We start from the raw sequence: 17096 nt of genomic DNA, 5'->3' as shown, positions 1-17096 counted from the left end.
TTTGGACTGCGTCCCAAGTGGCATGTCGGCAACTTCGTCGAAATAGATCACGCCGCCATTGGCTTCTTCCAACAGGCCCGGCTCGACCCCGCGTCCGGCAACGTCACGGCCAAACAGCACCTCTTCCATCCGTTCAGGCTCAACCGAGGCGGAACTGACAGTCACAAAAGGCGCACTGGCCCGGTTGGAATTGGCATGGATATAGCGGGCAGCGATCTCCTTGCCAGCACCCGCAGGGCCAGTCAGCATCACACGACCGTTGGAATTGGTCACCTTGTCGAGGTGCGATTTCAACGCGCGGAAGGCCGCGCTGTCGCCAATCATCTCTGTGCTTTGATGCTCACCGCGTTTGAGCTGCACGTTCTCGCGGCGCAGGCGTGATGTTTCCATCGCGCGTCGGATAACGACCAGAAGCTGGTCGATATTGAAAGGCTTCTCGATGAAGTCGTAGGCACCCTGCTTGATGGCCGCGACGGCGATTTCGATATTGCCGTGGCCGGAGATAATCACAATCGGCACATCCGGGTAGTCGCGCTTGACGGACTTGAGAATATCAATCCCGTCCATATTGCTGTCTTTCAGCCAGATATCGAGGATCATCAGCGCAGGCGGCTCTGCCGCGATCTGGGCCATACACGCGTCTGACGTCCCTGCAAGACGGGTTGTAAACCCTTCATCTATCAAGATTTCTGAGATCAGCTCGCGAATGTCGCGTTCATCATCTGTTATCAGAATATCGCCCATAGTTACCTCATGCTGGTATTTTTGTGGCCCGCGTGTCCGACAAGACAACGGGTAATTTAATAATTGCGCAAGCCCCCGCGTGCGATTGGCCGTCAAAGATTTCCGCGTCGGTCAACGTCAACGTACCGCCATGTTCTTCGATGATCTTTTTGACAATTGGCAGGCCAAGTCCGGTACCCTTGTCGCGGGTTGTCACATAGGGCTCAAAGAGGCGCATCCGATCCTCTGGCAGGCCGATCCCATTGTCGGAAATCTTGATCGTGACGTGCCGATCATGCGTGGACATTCGCAACTGGATTTGCGGCACATAGTCTGCATCACCGTATTTTTTGGCATAGGTTTCAGTCGCCTCGCCCGCGTTCTTGAGCAGATTTGTCAGCGCCTGCCCAATCATCGTGCCATCCATATCGACGGTGACAATGTCATCGGGAATGCTGGCAGCGAAATGCACGTCGGGCTGGCCTGCGATTTGCAGTGACAAGGCGTCATGCACCAGTTGCGTCAGATCATTGCGCTTGAGCTCCGGTTCAGGCATCCGCGCAAATTTCGCGAAATCATCCACAATCCGACGCAGATCATTGGTTTGGCGCACAATCACATCCGTCATTTGTTCCAATTTGTCGCTGTCATGCCCGACCTGGCTGTAGAATTTGCGTTTGATCCGTTCGGCCGAGAGTTGGATCGGTGTCAGTGGGTTTTTGATTTCATGCGCAATCCTGCGCGCCACATCACCCCATGCGGCCATCCGCTGCGCGCTCACCAGATCGGTGACGTCGTCAAAGGCCACAACATAGCCTTCGAGCGCGCCATCGGCATTGCGCCGCTCCGACATCCGCACCAACAGGCTTTCCTGTTGGCCGCGCCGTGTGAGGTTGATCTGATCCTGAACACTTTCACGATCGCTGATGCGCACGGCCTCAAAGAGATCGGCAAATTCTGGCACGGCCACGGTCAAAGCGGTATCCGCCTGCTCACCAAGCACCGACAGAAGCCGCTTTGCAGATGGGTTCACGAAGGTTACGCGCCCACCGGGGTCCAACCCCACCACACCAGAGGTCACAGAGCGCAGCACAGAATCGAACAGTCGTCCACGTCGTTCCGTTGTCTGGTGGCTTTCCAGAAGCTGATCGCGCTGGGCTTTGAGCTGCGTGGTCATCTGGTTGAAGTAATTGCCAAGTTGCGAGATCTCATCATCGCCAGCGTCTTCGATCACACGCACGTCCAGATCGCCCGCACCAACCCGTTGCGAGGCCGATACCAACCGCCCCACAGGCCGCGACAGCCGCTCCGCAAACCACAACCCCCCCCAGATCGCACCCAGGATGAGGATCACCGCGAACCCCATATAGAGCAGGCCAAACTGAAACAACAGCCGACCGCGTTCATTGGAAAGCGCATCATATTGGGCAACAGTTTCGGTGGTGTCATCCAGCAATGAAATCACTGTGCCATCCACGGCGCGCGTCACATAGAGATATCGATCGCGGAAGGCCTGCAGCGGGACCAATGCGCGAAATTCATTGTTACGTAAGTCCTGGATCAGCGCGAGTCCGGTTTCCTGCGCCGTTGCAAATTGCGCCACCGTCGGACGCTCATAGTAGAACTCATAAGACTGCGCACCGCGTGCGGCAATATTGCCCAGCCCGTCGATCACGAAAGCTTCGGTCAGGCTGCGCTCGATCTGGGTTTGCACATCCCCCAAAGCGCGCCGCACTTCCCCGTCATCCATGAAAAGATTGCCCTGCCGCTCCCGGTTCAGGAATGCCGCCAGGCCTTGCGCGTCACGGGTCAATTCGCGTCTATGTTCTTCCTCATAGGCCTGCGCCGTCGTCAGCGATGTTTGCAACACATTGCCGACCGGTTCCGAGAACAACCCATCCAAAGCAATCGAGATCAGTGTCACCGAAAAGAACGCCACCAGCACAGTGGGGATCAGAGCCGAAAGCGCAAACACCCCCGTCAGACGGACTGCAAGTTGTGATCCCGCAGAACGTGCGCGTCTTGCCGCAATAATCCGCGCCACCTGCCGCATGACAAGTGCGGCCACGATCAGGACATAAATCAAATCCAGCAGCAAAATCAGCCGCAAGGTCAGCGATGACGCCCCCCGATCCAGCGGGCCAACAACCACATAAGTCAGAAACGCCAGAACCGGTCCTGCCACCACAAGCGCCGTGGTTAATCCTCTTTGGACACGTCTGAGGCTTAGCCAGCGGCTAAGACGTCCGAAATTCAACATCAAGAGGGTCCGCTGCACGCGCATTGCCCTGTAATTGAGGCGGGGTTCCCCCCACGGTACCGCTTTATCGACATGGCATTCCGCAAACTGACGTAAGCGCGCCACGGTTATGTTGCGGTTTTACATCAATTTGCGACGGCGAGTCACGCGGATATCAAGGTCTGTAATCTTCTTGCGCAATGTGTTGCGGTTGATCCCAAGTAAATCGGCGCATTTCGCCTGATTTCCCCCCGTTGCATCAAGCGCAATCTCAATCAGCGGGCCTTCGACTTCCTTTAAAATCCGGTTGTAGAGTCCCGGCGGTGGTAACACACCGCCATGAAGATCAAAGTAGCGGCGCAGGTGTTTGGCGACACTGGCACTCAGCTTTTCACCATCACCGCCAGAGCGCAAAGGTTCAATCGCAGGCTGGTTGCCAAGCACAAGCTCTACCTCGCTGCGGGTGATCTCTTCTTCGGCAGAGGTAAAGACAAGGCGGCGCACCGCATTTTCCAACTGGCGGACGTTGCCGGGCCAGCTATAGGCCCGCACCAGATCAATCGCAGCGTCGCCAAATCGGCGTATTGGCGCCCCGTCGCGTTCAGCGCGCGCGAGAAAATGTTCCGCCAGAAGCGGAATGTCATCAACCCGTTCGCGCAGTGACGGCACATCGACGGTCACCCCACCAAGACGGTAAAACAGATCCTCCCGGAATGCCCCATCTTCCATACGGGCCATCAGATCGGACTGCGACGTGGCCATGATCCGTGGTGCATTTTCGTCCAGACTGTCCAACATGCGCACAATCCGGCCTTGGGCCGGCTCTGTCAGGTCACTGACCTCATCAAACAGAATCGAGCCACCTTTGGCGCGACGCAACACCGTTGACGGCCCGTCCATGCCTTCCAGATCCGTCGCTGAAACGACCACAAATGGCAGGCTGCGGCGGTCCGAAAAGTCATGCACGGCGCGCGCAATCAGCGACTTGCCAGTACCGCTTTCGCCGGTGATGAGTACGGGCAATTGCGTGTTCATCACGCGCGCCACCAATCGGTAAAGCGCTTGCATCACGGCGGTACGGCCCACCAATGGCAGATCCCCCCCCTGTTCAGTAGCCGTGACATCAGCAGACCGGGTGACGGGCGCACGGCGCTTGATCTCCAACGCACGGGCGGCGCGTTTCATCAGATCAGGCAAATCGAACGGTTTTGGCAAATAGTCGTAGGCATCTGCCTCTGCGGCTTGGATGGCGGTCATGATCGTGTTTTGTGCAGAGATCACGATCACCGGCAAGCCGGGCCTCGCCTTTGCGATTTCGGGCAATTGTTCCAGACCATTGCCATCTGGCATCACGACGTCAGAGATCACCAGATCGCCTTTACCCTCGTCAACCCAGCGCATCAGCGTGACCAGTGACGACGTGGCATGTACCTTGCAACCCGCGCGCGTCAGGGCTTGGGTCAGCACGGTGCGGATCGTGCGGTCATCGTCGGCAACAAGAACAGTCCCGTCCATCAGTCTTCTCCTAATTCACTTGTTGTGGGGGCAATGGGCAAAGACACGCGAAATACAGTCTTTCTCGGCACGCTGTCGACCGAAATCCAGCCGCCTGCGTCGCCGATCAGTTTTGATACCAAAGCCAGCCCAAGCCCGGTGCCATTGTCACGCCCAGACACAAAGGGCTCAAATATATCGTCCGAAATCTCTGGTGGGAGGCCGGGGCCGTCGTCGACTATTTCGACCTGCAAAGGTAGTCGCGCTTGCGTTCCATCAGAACGGCGTACCCGCAAAGAGGCGTCGTAGAACGTGCGCAACCTGATCGTGCCCGCCTCTTGGCAGGCCTCGGACGCATTTTTGATGAGGTTCAAAAAGACCTGAAGCAACTGATCCCCGTCCGCCATGGTTTGCGGCAAAGACGGGTCGTATTCCTCGACAAACAGCATATGCGCACCAAAACCGACCGCAGCGGACTGCCGCGCGCGGTCCAGCACATCATGGATGTTGACGGGTTTCAGCACCGGCGGGCGCAGATTGCCGAATTGTTCGACCTGTTCCAGCAGTTTCACGATGCGGCGGCTTTCCTCCACGATCAGATCGGTCATTTCCTGATCTTCAGTTGAAAGCCCCATAGAAAGGAGCTGTGCCGCCCCGGTGATGCCGGCCAGCGGGTTCTTGATTTCATGGGCCAGCATCTCTGCCATCCCAATTGCAGATTTCGCAGCTTTTGCGGTGGTGTGGTTTTGATTGATGCGGCTGGCAATCTCACGCGGGCTAATCATCACGATCATTTGGTCTTCGCTGCCCTGCAAAGGTGAAAACTGGATGTTGCAAAGTTTCGGCGCCCGCTCCCCACTGCCGACGTCGACGTCATTCACAAAGAGCGATGTACGATTTGTGCGCGCGCGTGCAAAGGGCGCTTCCAGCGGCGCATCGATCATCACTTTTTCCCAGAATTTTTGCCCCAGAAGCGCCTTGGTCGACAGGTTGAGAAAACTTTCCGCCGCCGGGTTGCTCATGGTGATGAGGTCATCGCCATCCAGCATCAATGATGGGACCGGCAAAGACGACCAGAGTGCTTGGCCCAAAATCATGCCGCGACCTCCAGATCGAATGCGTTTTGAAGAAGTTGCAGAACCTTTGCAGGGGTGGCTTCGGTCAGCACCGCACGGCGCAGCGCAGGATCAGTGCCGGCGTGATCCATATACCAGCCCAAATGCTTGCGCGCTGTCTTGCGCCCCAGTTCGACCCCGTAAAATGACAGCATCGCTTCATAATGCGCACAGACCATCGCGATCAGTTTGTTGCCCGCAGGAATAACAGGCGCCGCTGTGTCATAGAGCGCTGCCGCCACCTGTGCCAAGGCCCAAGGGCGCCCCTGGGCGCCCCGCCCGATCATCACGCCATCCGCGCCCGATGCCACCAGCGCCTGTCTGGCAGAGGCATTGTCGATGATGTCCCCATTGGCGATCACAGGAATGCTGACGGCGTCTTTGATCTGCCGGATCGCGGCCCAATCGGCAGCGCCCCTGTAGAACTGACAGCGTGTGCGGGCATGGATTGTCACCAGTTGAATGCCCGCATCCTGCGCCCGTTTGGCCACGTTAGCGGCATTCAGTGTGGCATCATCCCAGCCGAGACGGGTTTTGAGTGTTACCGGTATTTTGACCGCATCAACCACGGCTGCGATCAAAGACAAGGCGTGATCTGGTGTGCGCAACAAGGCCGAACCGGAATATCCGTTCGTCACCTTCTTGGCCGGGCAACCCATATTGATGTCGATGAAGGCGGCACCATTGGCTTCGATCATCCGCGCCGCCTCGGCCATCCAATAGGCGTCGCGGCCGGCAATCTGTACGGCTGTACCGGCCTGATCGTAGCCCAATTCGGCGCGTTCACGTACACCGGGCTTGGCTTGCACCATTTCCTGGCTCGCGACCATTTCGCTTACCACCCACCCGGCGCCGAAGGATGCAACGAGCTGGCGAAACGGCAAATCTGTAATCCCCGCAAGCGGAGCAAGCGCCACAGGCGGGGTCAAAACCAGATCTCCGATCTGAAGGGATTCGTTGGATACCAATGGAACAGTCAGTCGCTTATGGTTTGTACACTACGCTCTGAGATAGGTCGAAATCGCCCCGTCCTCAACCAAAGCCTCCTCCCTTTATCCCGATAAATTAGCGTATGCCTGTTTTTTAGGCATTATTGTCGAAAAACTGACGAATTGAACCTGCGCGCTCACATGCCTAAACCTGTCCCTAAAAGAGGACTGACCCAAATGCGCACAGCCGCCATTATCGTCGCCGCCGGACGCGGCACCCGTGCGGGCGGTGACTTGCCCAAACAATGGCAGCATATCGCGGGCAAACCCGTGGCCGCATATGCCATCGCGCAATTTGCCTCCCATCCGAAAATTCACGACATCGTGCTAGTGTTACACCCTTATGATATCGCCACAGACCGATGGCCGCGCGGGTTTGACATCACGGTTGTGGAGGGTGGCGAGACGCGCGCAGCCTCGGTCGCGGCTGGGCTTGCTGCGGTGGATAGACAAACCAGCCATCTTCTGATCCATGATGCCGCGCGCCCGCTTGTGACCCACGAGCTGATTGACCGCATCCTTGGCGCACTTGAAACCCATGAAGGGGCCGTACCTGCCCTCGCGGTCACCGACACACTTTGGTATGGTGCGGATGGACAGGTGCAGGGCGGACAGCCGCGCGATGGCCTCTTTCGCGCGCAGACCCCGCAAGGCTTCGCACTTGACCCGCTGCGCAGAGCCCACGCCCAATCCAGTGGTGACGAAACCGACGATGTTGCCGTTGCCCGCGCGGCAGGGCTGGACGTGGCCATCGTGGCAGGCGATGAAGACAATATCAAAATCACAACGCCTGCCGATTTCGCGCGGGCCGAAAGACTGCTTGGGAATGCAATGGATATCCGTGTGGGCAATGGCTATGACGTTCATCGCTTTGGACCGGGCAATGCGGTTTGGCTTTGCGGTGTCGCGGTTCCGCATACGCGCAGCCTGAAAGGGCATTCTGATGCCGACGTCGGGATGCACGCGGTCACGGATGCGATCTATGGCGCGCTTGGGATGGGCGACATCGGGCAGCATTTCCCCCCGTCAGACCCGCATTGGAAGGGTGCAGCCAGTCATATCTTTCTGGAGCATGCGGTCGCACTGGCCGCCGAACAGGGCTATCAGATCAGTAACGCAGATTGCACATTGGTCTGTGAGTTCCCCAAGGTTGGCCCGCATCAAGCGCAGATGAAGGCGGTGATGGCCGCCTATATGGGCCTGCAAAGCGACCGGATCAGCGTGAAAGCCACCACATCCGAGCGTTTGGGCTTTACAGGCCGCGAAGAAGGCATTGCCGCTCTGGCGACAGTGACATTGGTCAAGCCATGACACATATGATCGCAACATTCTTTTACGTGGGCCACTTGCGCCCCGCACCCGGCACATGGGGATCGCTGGCGGCACTGCCAACAGGCTGGGCGGTCTATCTGGTTGTGGGACCTTGGGGCCTGCTGGCCGGTGCCGTGCTTGCCTATGTCCTGGGTGTCTGGGCGACAGGTGTGGAGACCGCAGGCAAAGATGACCACGACCCATCCGAAATTGTCATTGATGAGGTGTGCGGCCAATGGATTGCGCTCCTCCCCGTCGCTTTCGGAGCTGCGCGTGCTGAGGCCGATATATTGGCGCTTTGGCCCGGTTGGGTCGCGGCGTTCGCCCTTTTCCGGCTCTTTGATATCACAAAATTGGGACCTGTTGGCTGGGCAGATCGCATGCATGGACCCACGGGCGTCATGCTGGACGACGTCATCGCGGGCATCTTTGCGGCAATCGGCGTGGGCCTTCTGGCATGGTGGGCACATATGGGCTTCCTTGCCAATGTGAACCCGGCATGAGCCTGGCTGAGCGCCTGCTGACGCTGGCACGCGCCAAGGGCGTGATGATCGCGACTGCGGAAAGCTGCACGGGCGGTATGGTCAGTGCGGCCATTACCGATATCGCGGGCAGTTCTGCCATTTTTGATCGGGGTTTTGTCACCTATACGAATGCAGCAAAGGTCGAACTTTTGGGCGTCAACCAAGCGACGCTCGACGCGCACGGGGCTGTTTCAGAAGCAATTGCGCGCGAAATGGCGCGCGGCGCCTTGGCGCGGTCAAACGCTGACGTCGCGATCTCGGTCACGGGAATCGCGGGCCCAGCGGGATCAGACAGCAAACCCGAAGGCAGAGTTTGCTTTGGCCTCGCCATGTCCGATGCCACAACGGCCCAGACCGTGGAGTTTGGCGCCATCGGGCGGGCGCAGGTGCGCATCAACGCCAAAGACCACGCGCTGACATTGCTGTTGGAAGCGTTAACCTGAAACTGCAATTTATTTGCACATTAGAGTCCAAAAGCGCCTAATATTTACGCAATGTGCAGATTGCTTTCAAAATAAGCACATATTTGACCCGTTGCATATTTCTTCAGCAGATCGAATCCCGCCTTAAGCGCAGGGATAAATTCAAGACGAAGGAATACGACTATGAACGGAGCGGATACAGCGTGGATCATTGTGGCCACGGCACTTGTACTGTTTATGACATTGCCGGGGCTGGCGCTGTTTTATGGCGGGTTGGTGCGGGCGCGCAATGTGTTGAGCGTCTTTATGCAATGCTACGCAATCGCCTGCCTGATGAGCATTCTCTGGTTTGCCTTCGGCTACTCCATTGCATTCGGGTCCGGCACCAGCGGTTTTTGGGGCGGTTCGGACAAGATGTTTCTGGCGGGGATCACGGCTGATACATTGTCGGGCACATTGCCCGAAGTCCTCTTCTTCGCCTTCCAGATGACCTTTGCCATCATCACCCCTGCCTTGATTGTGGGCGCCTATGTGGAACGCATCGGCTTTGGCTTCGTGCTGCTCTTTTCGGGGCTTTGGATGCTGATCGTCTATGCGCCTGTTGTGCATTGGGTCTGGGGCGGCGGAATGCTGTCGGATGGCGGCATTTTCGGTGACGTTGGGGTGCGTGACTTCGCAGGCGGCATTGTGGTGCATGAAACCGCAGGTCTGGCTGCCTTGATCCTTGCGATCTTCCTTGGCGCACGGCGCGATTCGAGCAAACCACCCCATAACCCCGGCATGGTGATGATCGGTGCCGCAATGCTGTGGGTCGGCTGGTTCGGCTTTAACGGCGGATCACAATTGGCCGCAGACGGCGGGGCCGCCATGGCGCTGACGGTGACGCATATCTCAGCGGCTGCGGGCTCACTGACATGGGCGCTGTGGGAACGGTTCAAGTTCGGCAAAGCCTCACTGGTGGGCATGGTGACAGGCACGATTGCAGGCTTGGCCTCAATCACACCGGCATCCGGTTTTGTTGGGCCGGTTGAGGCCCTGTTTATCGGCTCGGTGGCCGGTATCCTTTGTCAGGAAGCCGTCAACTTTATTCGCAACAAGCTGTCGATCGACGACACATTGGATGTTTTCGCAGTCCACGGTGTCGGCGGTATCTTTGGCTCCTTGATGATCGCGGTCTTCGGCGCGGGCGCATGGGCCGCGCAATTGGGCAGCCTTGCGATTGTGGGCGGCTACACCATTGTCGGTACAATCGCGCTGATCTTCATCTGCAAGGCAATCACACCGCTGCGTGTTGACGAAGACACCGAAACGACCGGGCTCGATCTCAGCGTTCACGGCGAACGCGCCTATGAATTCAACAGCTAGGAAGATCGGTCCCCCCCGCCCGTCAAGGGGGGGGGGGGGACCACCCTGCTTCATCTTGGCCAAAAAACTCCTGCCGGAGGCTCCGGCAACAGCCAATTAAACCGACGTCTAGGTTTTCGGGTAAAGCTCTGCGGCACGGCGCTCAAACGACCGCACCACGTGTTGCATCGCCTCATTGAAAAATATGCCCGCCGCCCCTTGTAATAGACGGCTTTTGAATTCGAAATCAACTTCGAACGAGACTTCACAGCCGCCTGCGACCTCCCGAAAGCGCCATTCGCTTTCCAGGTGCCGCACAGGGCCATCCAGATAGGCCGTGTCGATCTTCATCTCCTTGGGCCAAAGCAACACGCGGCTGCCGAATTTCTCGCGGAAGACTTTGAACGAAATCACCAGATCAGCGAGCATCACCTTATGATCCCCCCTATCCGTCACGCTGCGGACGCGGGCCGCAACAGTCCAGGGCAGAAACTTGGGGTAACTGCCGACGTCCGCCACCAGGTCGTACATCTGCTGTGCTGTGTAGGGCAGAAATTTTGTCTCGGCGTGGCGCGGCATTGAGGGTCTTTCGCGGGTGACTTGCGCTACGGATGTCGTAAACTACGCCGAAGAAATCAACCACAAATCACTTGCCGAGGCCCCAATGTCGCACCCACCCTATGTTATCGACACCATGATTAGTGCCAAATCGATTGCCGCGCGGATCGAAGAACTGGCGAGCGAAATCAAGGCCGAATTCAGTAAAACAGATAAGTTGGTTGTCGTGGGACTGCTGCGCGGCTCCTTCGTTTTCATCGCCGATCTGGTGCGTGAACTGGACTTGCCGGTAGAAGTCGATTTTCTTGAAGCCTCTTCGTATGGCGACGGTATGGAAAGCAGCCGCGAGGTCCGTATCCTCAAAGACCTGCGCGGCCAGATCGAAGGGCGTGATGTGCTGGTGGTCGAGGACATCGTGGACACCGGCCACACGCTCAGCCATGTCACGCAATTGCTGCTGACGCGCAAACCGGCGCGATTAAAGTCGATTGCCTTGTTGGACAAGCCCTCCCGCCGGGAAGTGGACTTCAAGGCTTTCTGGACCGGATTTGAGATCCCCGATGAATTTGTCGTGGGTTACGGGATTGATTACGGCCAACGCAACCGCAACCTGCCGTTCATCGGCAAGGTGCGTTTCACGAACCCCGCATGAACCCCCGTTGGCTTTTGATGATGAAGCGGTGGGCGCAGAACCCACCGTCGTCCGCCAAGATCAGGTTCGCGGCTGGGATCATCGCAATCGCGCTGATCCTTTACGGCATCGAGACGCTCTGGGGCTGGCCCGACGCGCTGACACCCAACAATATTCGGGGCATTCGGTAGCGCTTCACTTCAGCGTCAATTGACCGCAGGCCACGAAACGCTAGGGTTTATATCAATACCCGCAACCATTTGAGGATATACCGCATGCCCTTTCAAAAAATTACCACTTTCGCTGCCGCTCTGGCGATCACTGTTTCAGGTGCGGCTTATGCCGGCAGCCACCTGACCCAAGACCAACAACGCGCGATGGATGCGCGTCAGGCACAAATGGGGCTTTATGGCTTCAACCTCGCCCCGCTCGGCGCGATGGCGCAGAATAAGATGCCATATGACGCCGGGGTCGCTACGACTGCCGCGACCAATCTTGCCGCATTGGCAGGCCTCGATCAGACACGCTATTGGGTTGAAGGCACCGATAGCCGCGTTGAAGGAAGTCGCGCCAAACCAGAGATTTTCATCGACATGGAAGGTTATCTGGCAAAGAAAACCGCGCTTGAGACGACCTCTGCTGCGCTCGCCGCCGTTGCAGGTGACGGTGTTGATGCCCTGCGCGCCGCTTTTGGTCCCGTCGGCCAGTCCTGCGGCGCCTGTCATGAGGCGTATCGCGTGCCACGCAACTAGATATGAAAGCCCTGCGCGGGATCTTGTTGCTCGTCATTGTGGGCGTTGTGGTCGGCTGGTTTGCCACCCGGCCGCACCCTTTGCCGGACGATGCGCTCGCCGGGCTTGTACCTAATCTAGACAATGGCGCGTTGGTATTTGCCGCAGCGGGTTGTGCCTCTTGTCACGCCGCAATCGATGGACCTGCTGGTCTATTGACTGGCGGTCAGCGGTTTGTGAGCGACTTTGGAACTTTCGTCGCCCCAAATATCTCAAGCGATGACACGTATGGCGTCGGCAATTGGAGCGATCTTGAACTGGCCTCAGCGATTTTGGCCGGTGTGGGGCGAGATGGCGCACATCTTTATCCCGCCCTTCCCTACACCGCATATAACAAGGCGACGCTGCAGGATGTCGCTGACCTGATAGCCTACCTGCGGACCCTTCCCGCCTCCGATAAACCAAATGCGCCGCATGAGTTGGCCTTCCCCTTTAATCAACGGATTGCTTTGGGGGTATGGAAGGCGCTGTTTGTCTCAACCGAATGGGTGCTTGACAGCCCCGATACAGCTGAACTGACCCGCGGCCGCTATCTGGTGGAGGCATTGGGACACTGCGCGGAATGCCACACACCACGGACAGCGCTTGGTGGTTTGGACTACGACAACTGGATGGCAGGTGCGCCAAACCCATCGGGCAAAGGCCGTATCCCAAACATTACCGACGGCGCCCTGTCTTGGTCAGAGCCTGAGATCTCCGAATACCTCAAGAGTGGCTTCACGCCTGAATTTGATGTGGTAGGCGGATCAATGGCGGCTGTTGTGCGCAATACGGCCCGCTTGAGCGACGCAGACCGCGCAGCTATGGCCGCTTACCTCAAGGCAATTCCGGCCATCGCAAACGAGTAGGGTTACGCCAGACCCAGCTTTTCTTGACGCGCCGCACGCAATTTAGCGAAGTGATCGCCGGCGTGGTAGGATGAACGCGTCAGCGGGGTCGAGGACACCATCAGGAAGCCCTTGTTAAAAGCTGTCTTTTCATAGGATTTGAATTCTTCTGGTGTCACAAAGCGATCCACTTTGTGGTGCTTGGGTGTAGGTTGCAGATATTGGCCGATCGTCAGAAAGTCGATGTCAGCGGCGCGCATATCTTCCATCACCTGGGTAACGGCCTGTTTGTCTTCGCCCAGCCCAACCATAATCCCGGACTTTGTGAACATGGTCGGGTCAAGTTCCTTGACGCGCTGCAAGAGCCGCAGCGAATGGAAGTAGCGCGCACCGGGGCGCACTTCGGGGTAGAGGCCCGGCACAGTTTCAAGATTATGGTTAAACACGTCTGGGCGGGCTTCGACCACGATCTCAAGCACCTTTGGCTTACAGCGAATAAAGTCAGGTGTCAGAATTTCGATTGTTGTCTTGGGTGACTGGCGACGGATGGCACGAATGGTCTGGGCGAAATGCTCTGCGCCGCCATCTTCGACATCGTCGCGGTCAACGGATGTGATGACCACATGATTGAGGCCAAGCTTCTTGACCGCATCGGCAACGCGGCCCGGTTCAAACACATCCAGATCCTCCGGCGGTTTGCCGGTCGCGATGTTGCAGAAAGTGCAGGCACGGGTGCAGACTTCTCCCATAATCATCATCGTGGCGTGACCTTGGGACCAGCATTCACCCACATTCGGGCAACCGGCTTCTTCGCAGACGGTGACCAATTTATGTTCGCGCATGATCTTGTGGGTGTCTTTGTACCCTTGCGATACGGGCGCTTTCACCCGGATCCAGTCTGGCTTCTTTGGCTGCGCTGCGTCCGGGCGGCGCTGCTTTTCGGGGTGGCGCTGGGCGGGGATTTTCAGGTCACGTGTGGCCATTTGATGCTCCGATCTTGTCAGAGCCTACCTAGCGTTGGTGTGGGCCTTTGTCCAATGTTCGCGGTGGCGCGCATGACGGGGCTGCATATCACGCATGTCTAGCCGATCATCGGACCAAAGCGGCCCTGGGTCTCTGCGTAGTGACGCATCAGCCGCTGCAAGGCGATCCGCAGGACGATTTTACCAGAGCGCGCAGACCAACCCATCTTCTTTTCAGTCTGCTCCAACCCTTCAAGGAAGCAGCAGCAGCGCAAAACTACATCGCCCAGACCCGGTCCCAAATCGGCAAGCGCATCCTTGATGCGGCGGTGTGCGTCGACTGCACCTTTCGTGCCATCGGTGGCGTCAGGGCCGTCTCCGGTCATAAAACTGTCCCAGCTTTCTACGCCGCCCATGCCAACCTCGACCAGTTCATAATCCTCGCGTAGCCGTTCCCCTGCGGCGACCAAATCGCGCGACAAGAAGGGTTTGCCGTCACGGTCCTTGCGGCGTGCCAGCCCCACCAGCGGGCTTTCGGTGGTCTGATAGCGCAGCGGGGCACGTGTGACACCTTCAAGAGTGGCAATATCCCAGCCTGCATCACTGTCAGGATCGGCATGGATCTCTGCAAAACCACTGGCGCGGTTTTCATCTGCCGCCGTGAGGCGGCGCAACGCGGCCCGCCCGGTATTGGTTATAAAGTAGCGCGCAATCCGGCCTTCGGGATCAGGACATGTAATCCAGTCTTTGAGCGCGATAGCCTGCGCAATCTCGCGCTCGACGATAGCGGTACGCACTTGCTCGCCTTGGGGCGTGACACGCACGACAACGGCCGTTTCCATCTCACGTGCGACCGCAAGAACTGCGCCCTGTTCGCACAAACGGCGCAAAATCCGCTTTGCCTCCTGATCTATCCGCGCCTGTGTGAGGCCCAGCCCCTGCGAAGGTACTTTCGGTGTGCAAGCGATATTCATCATGTCATTGGTCCTTTTTCGTTCAAGATCACAAGCTGCGACGTGTTCTGACAGCGACGTCAAGGCAGCATCAATCAGCGGATCATCGCGCCGCCCTTCAAAACGGCGCACCTGCCGCATGACGGTCGAGGGATGACAATCGCTGGCCCGCGCAACCGCCCGGATCGAGACACCGGTTTCAGTATGGACAAGATAGTGCCGTGCCGCATCCGGCACCCAGCGCGGAAACTTATGCGACGTTACTTGCCCTTGTGTCATGGTCATCTCACCTCTCCCCTTTTGCCAAATTCATCGCCATTGCAAGCGCGGCCAGGTGGCAGCATTGCAAAGCCATTACACAACCCCAACATGTATTGTTATCTAATTGTTAACCATGTAGATCGTCCGTCAACCCTCCTTTCAGAATGATAAGAATATATAACCGGTGCGTTCTGTCATTGACCCGATCACGCAACACCCGCGTAGGTTGTGTGATGGTGCGATCACATTCTCGACCAAAGGACGGATATAACATGCTTGATTTACAGACCCGCGTCGCCACATTGCAGCGCCCAAAACTCCTTGCGCGCGCGGCCAGATTTGGATTGGACGAATACCGGCGGGAGGTTCATTTGCGTCGCATTCTACAATGCGAGAGACTGCCCCGACATGGTGCAGCATTGATGCAATTGCTTGATCTTGAGGCAGAGTCGAATGCACTCAGACAGGCGAAAACCGGCGATTACCGCCCCTCGCACCATGTTGAAATACTCATTGCCATCTTGGGCGAGGCGCAGCTGATGCGCGCCACTGCCCTGCGTCTTGTTTAGGTGAAAGCGTCCGGCATACTCGCCTTTTTGTCGGCGACATAAGCACGCAAACGGGCCTCAATCTGGGGATCAAGTGCAGGTTGCTGATAGGTATCCAGCAATTTCTTGACCCGTGCAGTGGCGAGCGTCTGGGTGTCGCGTGCGCCTTCCTCGTCCCATGTCTCAAACGGTTTATAGTCAAACAAATCGGAGCGCCAGAAGGCCGATTTGAAGTTTTGTTGCGTGTGTTCGCAGCCCAGATAGTGACCACCGGGGCCGACTTCTTCGATTGCCCCTATGGCTTGCCCGTTCTCAGACATATCCACGCCTTTGGCGAAGTGGTGCAATGTGCCCAGCATATCGGCATCCATCACGAATTTCTCAAAGGAGGCCACAAGCCCGCCCTCCAGCCAGCCACAACTGTGCAGCATGAAGTTCACACCCGACAAAAGCCCCATGTTCAGGCTGTTCGCGGTTTCATAAGCGGCTTGGGCATCAGGCAATTTCGAGCCGCAAAATGACCCCGCAGACCGATAAGGCAGCCCCAAGCGCCGTGCCAACTGCCCGGCCCCGTAGGTGATATGCGACGCCTCCGGCGTGCCAAAGGTCGGGGCGCCAGAGTTCATGTCGATCGAGGTCACAAAGGTTCCCATCACTACAGGTGAACCGGGACGCACGATCTGGCTATAGGCCACACCTGCAAGGACTTCCGCCAGGACTTGCGTCAACGTCCCCGCCACGGAAACAGGCGCCATCGCACCGCCCACAATGAATGGGCTTATGATCGAGGCCTGATTGTTTTTCGCAAAAACCTCCAAAGCGCCCATCATGATGCTGTCAAAGGTCAGCGGCGAGTTGATGTTGATAAGCGAGGTCATCACCGTGTTGTCGCGGACAAACTCTTTCCCAAAAAGGATTTCACACATCTCAATGCTGTCTTGGGCGCGGCTGGGCTCAGTCACAGACCCCATAAACGGTTTATCGCTATAGACCATATGCGCCAATAGCATATCAAGGTGGCGCTTGTTGACGGCCACATCGGTGGGTTCGCAGACGGTGCCACCAGAATGGTGTAGCCACTTGGACATATACCCCAGCTTCACGAATTTTTCGAAATCGGCCATCGTCGCATAGCGGCGGCCGCCTTCGGCATCGCGCACAAAGGGCGGGCCATAGACGGGTGCAAGAACCAGGTTCTTGCCGCCTACGACAACATTGCGGTCTGGGTTGCGGGCATGTTGGGTGTATTCGGAGGGGGCGGTCGCACACAGCTTGCGGGCCAAACCGCGCGGGATACGCACACGTTCGCCGTCGATCTCTGCGCCAGCTTCTTTCCAGCGCGTCAAAGCCTCTGGATTGTCCACAAAATTCACACCAATTTCGGCCAGGACAGATCGGAAGAGC

At 57.6% G+C, this 17096-nt stretch carries 18 protein-coding genes; 9 read left to right on the top strand and 9 right to left on the bottom strand.

What is annotated here, in order from left to right; all coding sequences use genetic code 11:
• The 5 genes from ACFDSS_RS08175 to dusB form a co-directional block, all read right to left on the bottom strand.
• On the bottom strand, nt 1-744 hold a 744-nt coding region (locus ACFDSS_RS08175; RefSeq protein WP_375255272.1), incomplete at its 3' end, for a sigma-54-dependent transcriptional regulator.
• Between the two features lie 7 nt (nt 745-751).
• Nucleotides 752-2983 carry an ATP-binding protein gene (locus tag ACFDSS_RS08170; protein WP_375255271.1) on the bottom strand — a complete coding sequence of 744 codons (2232 nt, stop codon included), beginning with the start codon at nt 2981-2983 and terminating at the stop codon, nt 752-754.
• Nucleotides 2984-3103: 120 nt separating this feature from the next.
• The gene (locus tag ACFDSS_RS08165) at nt 3104-4477 is read right to left on the bottom strand and encodes a response regulator (protein WP_375255270.1); all 1374 of its coding nucleotides are present in this window, start codon (nt 4475-4477) and stop codon (nt 3104-3106) included.
• A complete protein-coding gene (locus ACFDSS_RS08160; protein WP_375255269.1) occupies nt 4477-5553 on the bottom strand; it encodes a nitrogen regulation protein NR(II) in 1077 nt (358 codons plus the stop codon). The genes ACFDSS_RS08165 and ACFDSS_RS08160 overlap by 1 nt, the downstream gene beginning before the upstream one ends.
• Nucleotides 5550-6551 carry a tRNA dihydrouridine synthase DusB gene (gene dusB / locus ACFDSS_RS08155; protein WP_375255275.1) on the bottom strand — a complete coding sequence of 334 codons (1002 nt, stop codon included), beginning with the start codon at nt 6549-6551 and terminating at the stop codon, nt 5550-5552. The genes ACFDSS_RS08160 and dusB overlap by 4 nt, the downstream gene beginning before the upstream one ends.
• A gap of 186 nt (nt 6552-6737) precedes the next feature.
• On the opposite strand from dusB, the gene ACFDSS_RS08150 reads away from it, so the two are divergent.
• From ACFDSS_RS08150 to ACFDSS_RS08135, 4 genes are all read left to right on the top strand, one after another.
• Nucleotides 6738-7871, top strand: coding sequence for a bifunctional 2-C-methyl-D-erythritol 4-phosphate cytidylyltransferase/2-C-methyl-D-erythritol 2,4-cyclodiphosphate synthase (locus ACFDSS_RS08150; RefSeq protein ID WP_375255268.1), 1134 nt, complete (start codon nt 6738-6740; stop codon nt 7869-7871).
• Nucleotides 7868-8374, top strand: a complete 507-nt coding sequence (locus tag ACFDSS_RS08145) for a phosphatidylglycerophosphatase A (protein ID WP_375255267.1) — start codon at nt 7868-7870, stop codon at nt 8372-8374. The genes ACFDSS_RS08150 and ACFDSS_RS08145 overlap by 4 nt, the downstream gene beginning before the upstream one ends.
• Nucleotides 8371-8838, top strand: a complete 468-nt coding sequence (locus tag ACFDSS_RS08140) for a CinA family protein (RefSeq protein ID WP_375255266.1) — start codon at nt 8371-8373, stop codon at nt 8836-8838. The genes ACFDSS_RS08145 and ACFDSS_RS08140 overlap by 4 nt, the downstream gene beginning before the upstream one ends.
• 162 nt (nt 8839-9000) lie before the next feature.
• On the top strand, nt 9001-10182 hold the full coding sequence (locus tag ACFDSS_RS08135) for an ammonium transporter (RefSeq protein WP_375255265.1): 1182 nt from the start codon (nt 9001-9003) through the stop codon (nt 10180-10182).
• A 108-nt stretch (nt 10183-10290) separates the two neighbouring features.
• On the opposite strand, the gene ACFDSS_RS08130 is transcribed toward ACFDSS_RS08135, so the two are convergent.
• Nucleotides 10291-10740, bottom strand: a complete 450-nt coding sequence (locus ACFDSS_RS08130) for a type II toxin-antitoxin system RatA family toxin (protein ID WP_375255264.1) — start codon at nt 10738-10740, stop codon at nt 10291-10293.
• A gap of 85 nt (nt 10741-10825) precedes the next feature.
• On the opposite strand from ACFDSS_RS08130, the gene hpt reads away from it, so the two are divergent.
• The 4 genes from hpt (at nt 10826) to ACFDSS_RS08110 (ending at nt 12989) form a co-directional block, all read left to right on the top strand.
• A complete protein-coding gene (hpt, locus tag ACFDSS_RS08125) occupies nt 10826-11371 on the top strand; it encodes a hypoxanthine phosphoribosyltransferase (protein ID WP_375255274.1) in 546 nt (181 codons plus the stop codon).
• Nucleotides 11368-11541: a hypothetical protein gene (locus tag ACFDSS_RS08120; protein WP_375255263.1), complete on the top strand. Its 174-nt coding sequence runs from the start codon at nt 11368-11370 to the stop codon at nt 11539-11541. The genes hpt and ACFDSS_RS08120 overlap by 4 nt, the downstream gene beginning before the upstream one ends.
• An 84-nt stretch (nt 11542-11625) precedes the next feature.
• The gene (locus ACFDSS_RS08115; protein WP_375255262.1) at nt 11626-12102 is read left to right on the top strand and encodes a c-type cytochrome; all 477 of its coding nucleotides are present in this window, start codon (nt 11626-11628) and stop codon (nt 12100-12102) included.
• Between the two features lie 2 nt (nt 12103-12104).
• Nucleotides 12105-12989, top strand: a complete 885-nt coding sequence (locus tag ACFDSS_RS08110) for a c-type cytochrome (RefSeq protein ID WP_375255261.1) — start codon at nt 12105-12107, stop codon at nt 12987-12989.
• A gap of 2 nt (nt 12990-12991) precedes the next feature.
• On the opposite strand, the gene lipA is transcribed toward ACFDSS_RS08110, so the two are convergent.
• Entirely contained in the window at nt 12992-13951 is a 960-nt protein-coding gene (gene lipA, locus ACFDSS_RS08105; protein ID WP_375255260.1) for a lipoyl synthase, read from the bottom strand.
• Between the two features lie 98 nt (nt 13952-14049).
• Nucleotides 14050-15162: a DUF6456 domain-containing protein gene (locus tag ACFDSS_RS08100; RefSeq protein ID WP_375255273.1), complete on the bottom strand. Its 1113-nt coding sequence runs from the start codon at nt 15160-15162 to the stop codon at nt 14050-14052.
• Between the two features lie 254 nt (nt 15163-15416).
• On the opposite strand from ACFDSS_RS08100, the gene ACFDSS_RS08095 reads away from it, so the two are divergent.
• Complete coding sequence (locus tag ACFDSS_RS08095) at nt 15417-15713, top strand: DUF6477 family protein (protein WP_375255259.1); 297 nt, start codon at nt 15417-15419, stop codon at nt 15711-15713.
• Here the strand turns inward: ACFDSS_RS08095 and ACFDSS_RS08090 are convergent.
• Nucleotides 15710-17096: trimethylamine methyltransferase family protein (locus ACFDSS_RS08090; protein WP_375255258.1), on the bottom strand; the 1387-nt coding region annotated here is incomplete at its 5' end. The two genes, ACFDSS_RS08095 and ACFDSS_RS08090, sit on opposite strands and share 4 nt — an antisense overlap.

Source organism: Yoonia sp. (assembly GCF_042093035.1).
In the GTDB taxonomy this organism is placed as follows: domain Bacteria; phylum Pseudomonadota; class Alphaproteobacteria; order Rhodobacterales; family Rhodobacteraceae; genus Yoonia.
Note: the sequence above shows the minus strand (reverse complement) of the source record. Positions and strands in the feature narration are given on the sequence as shown.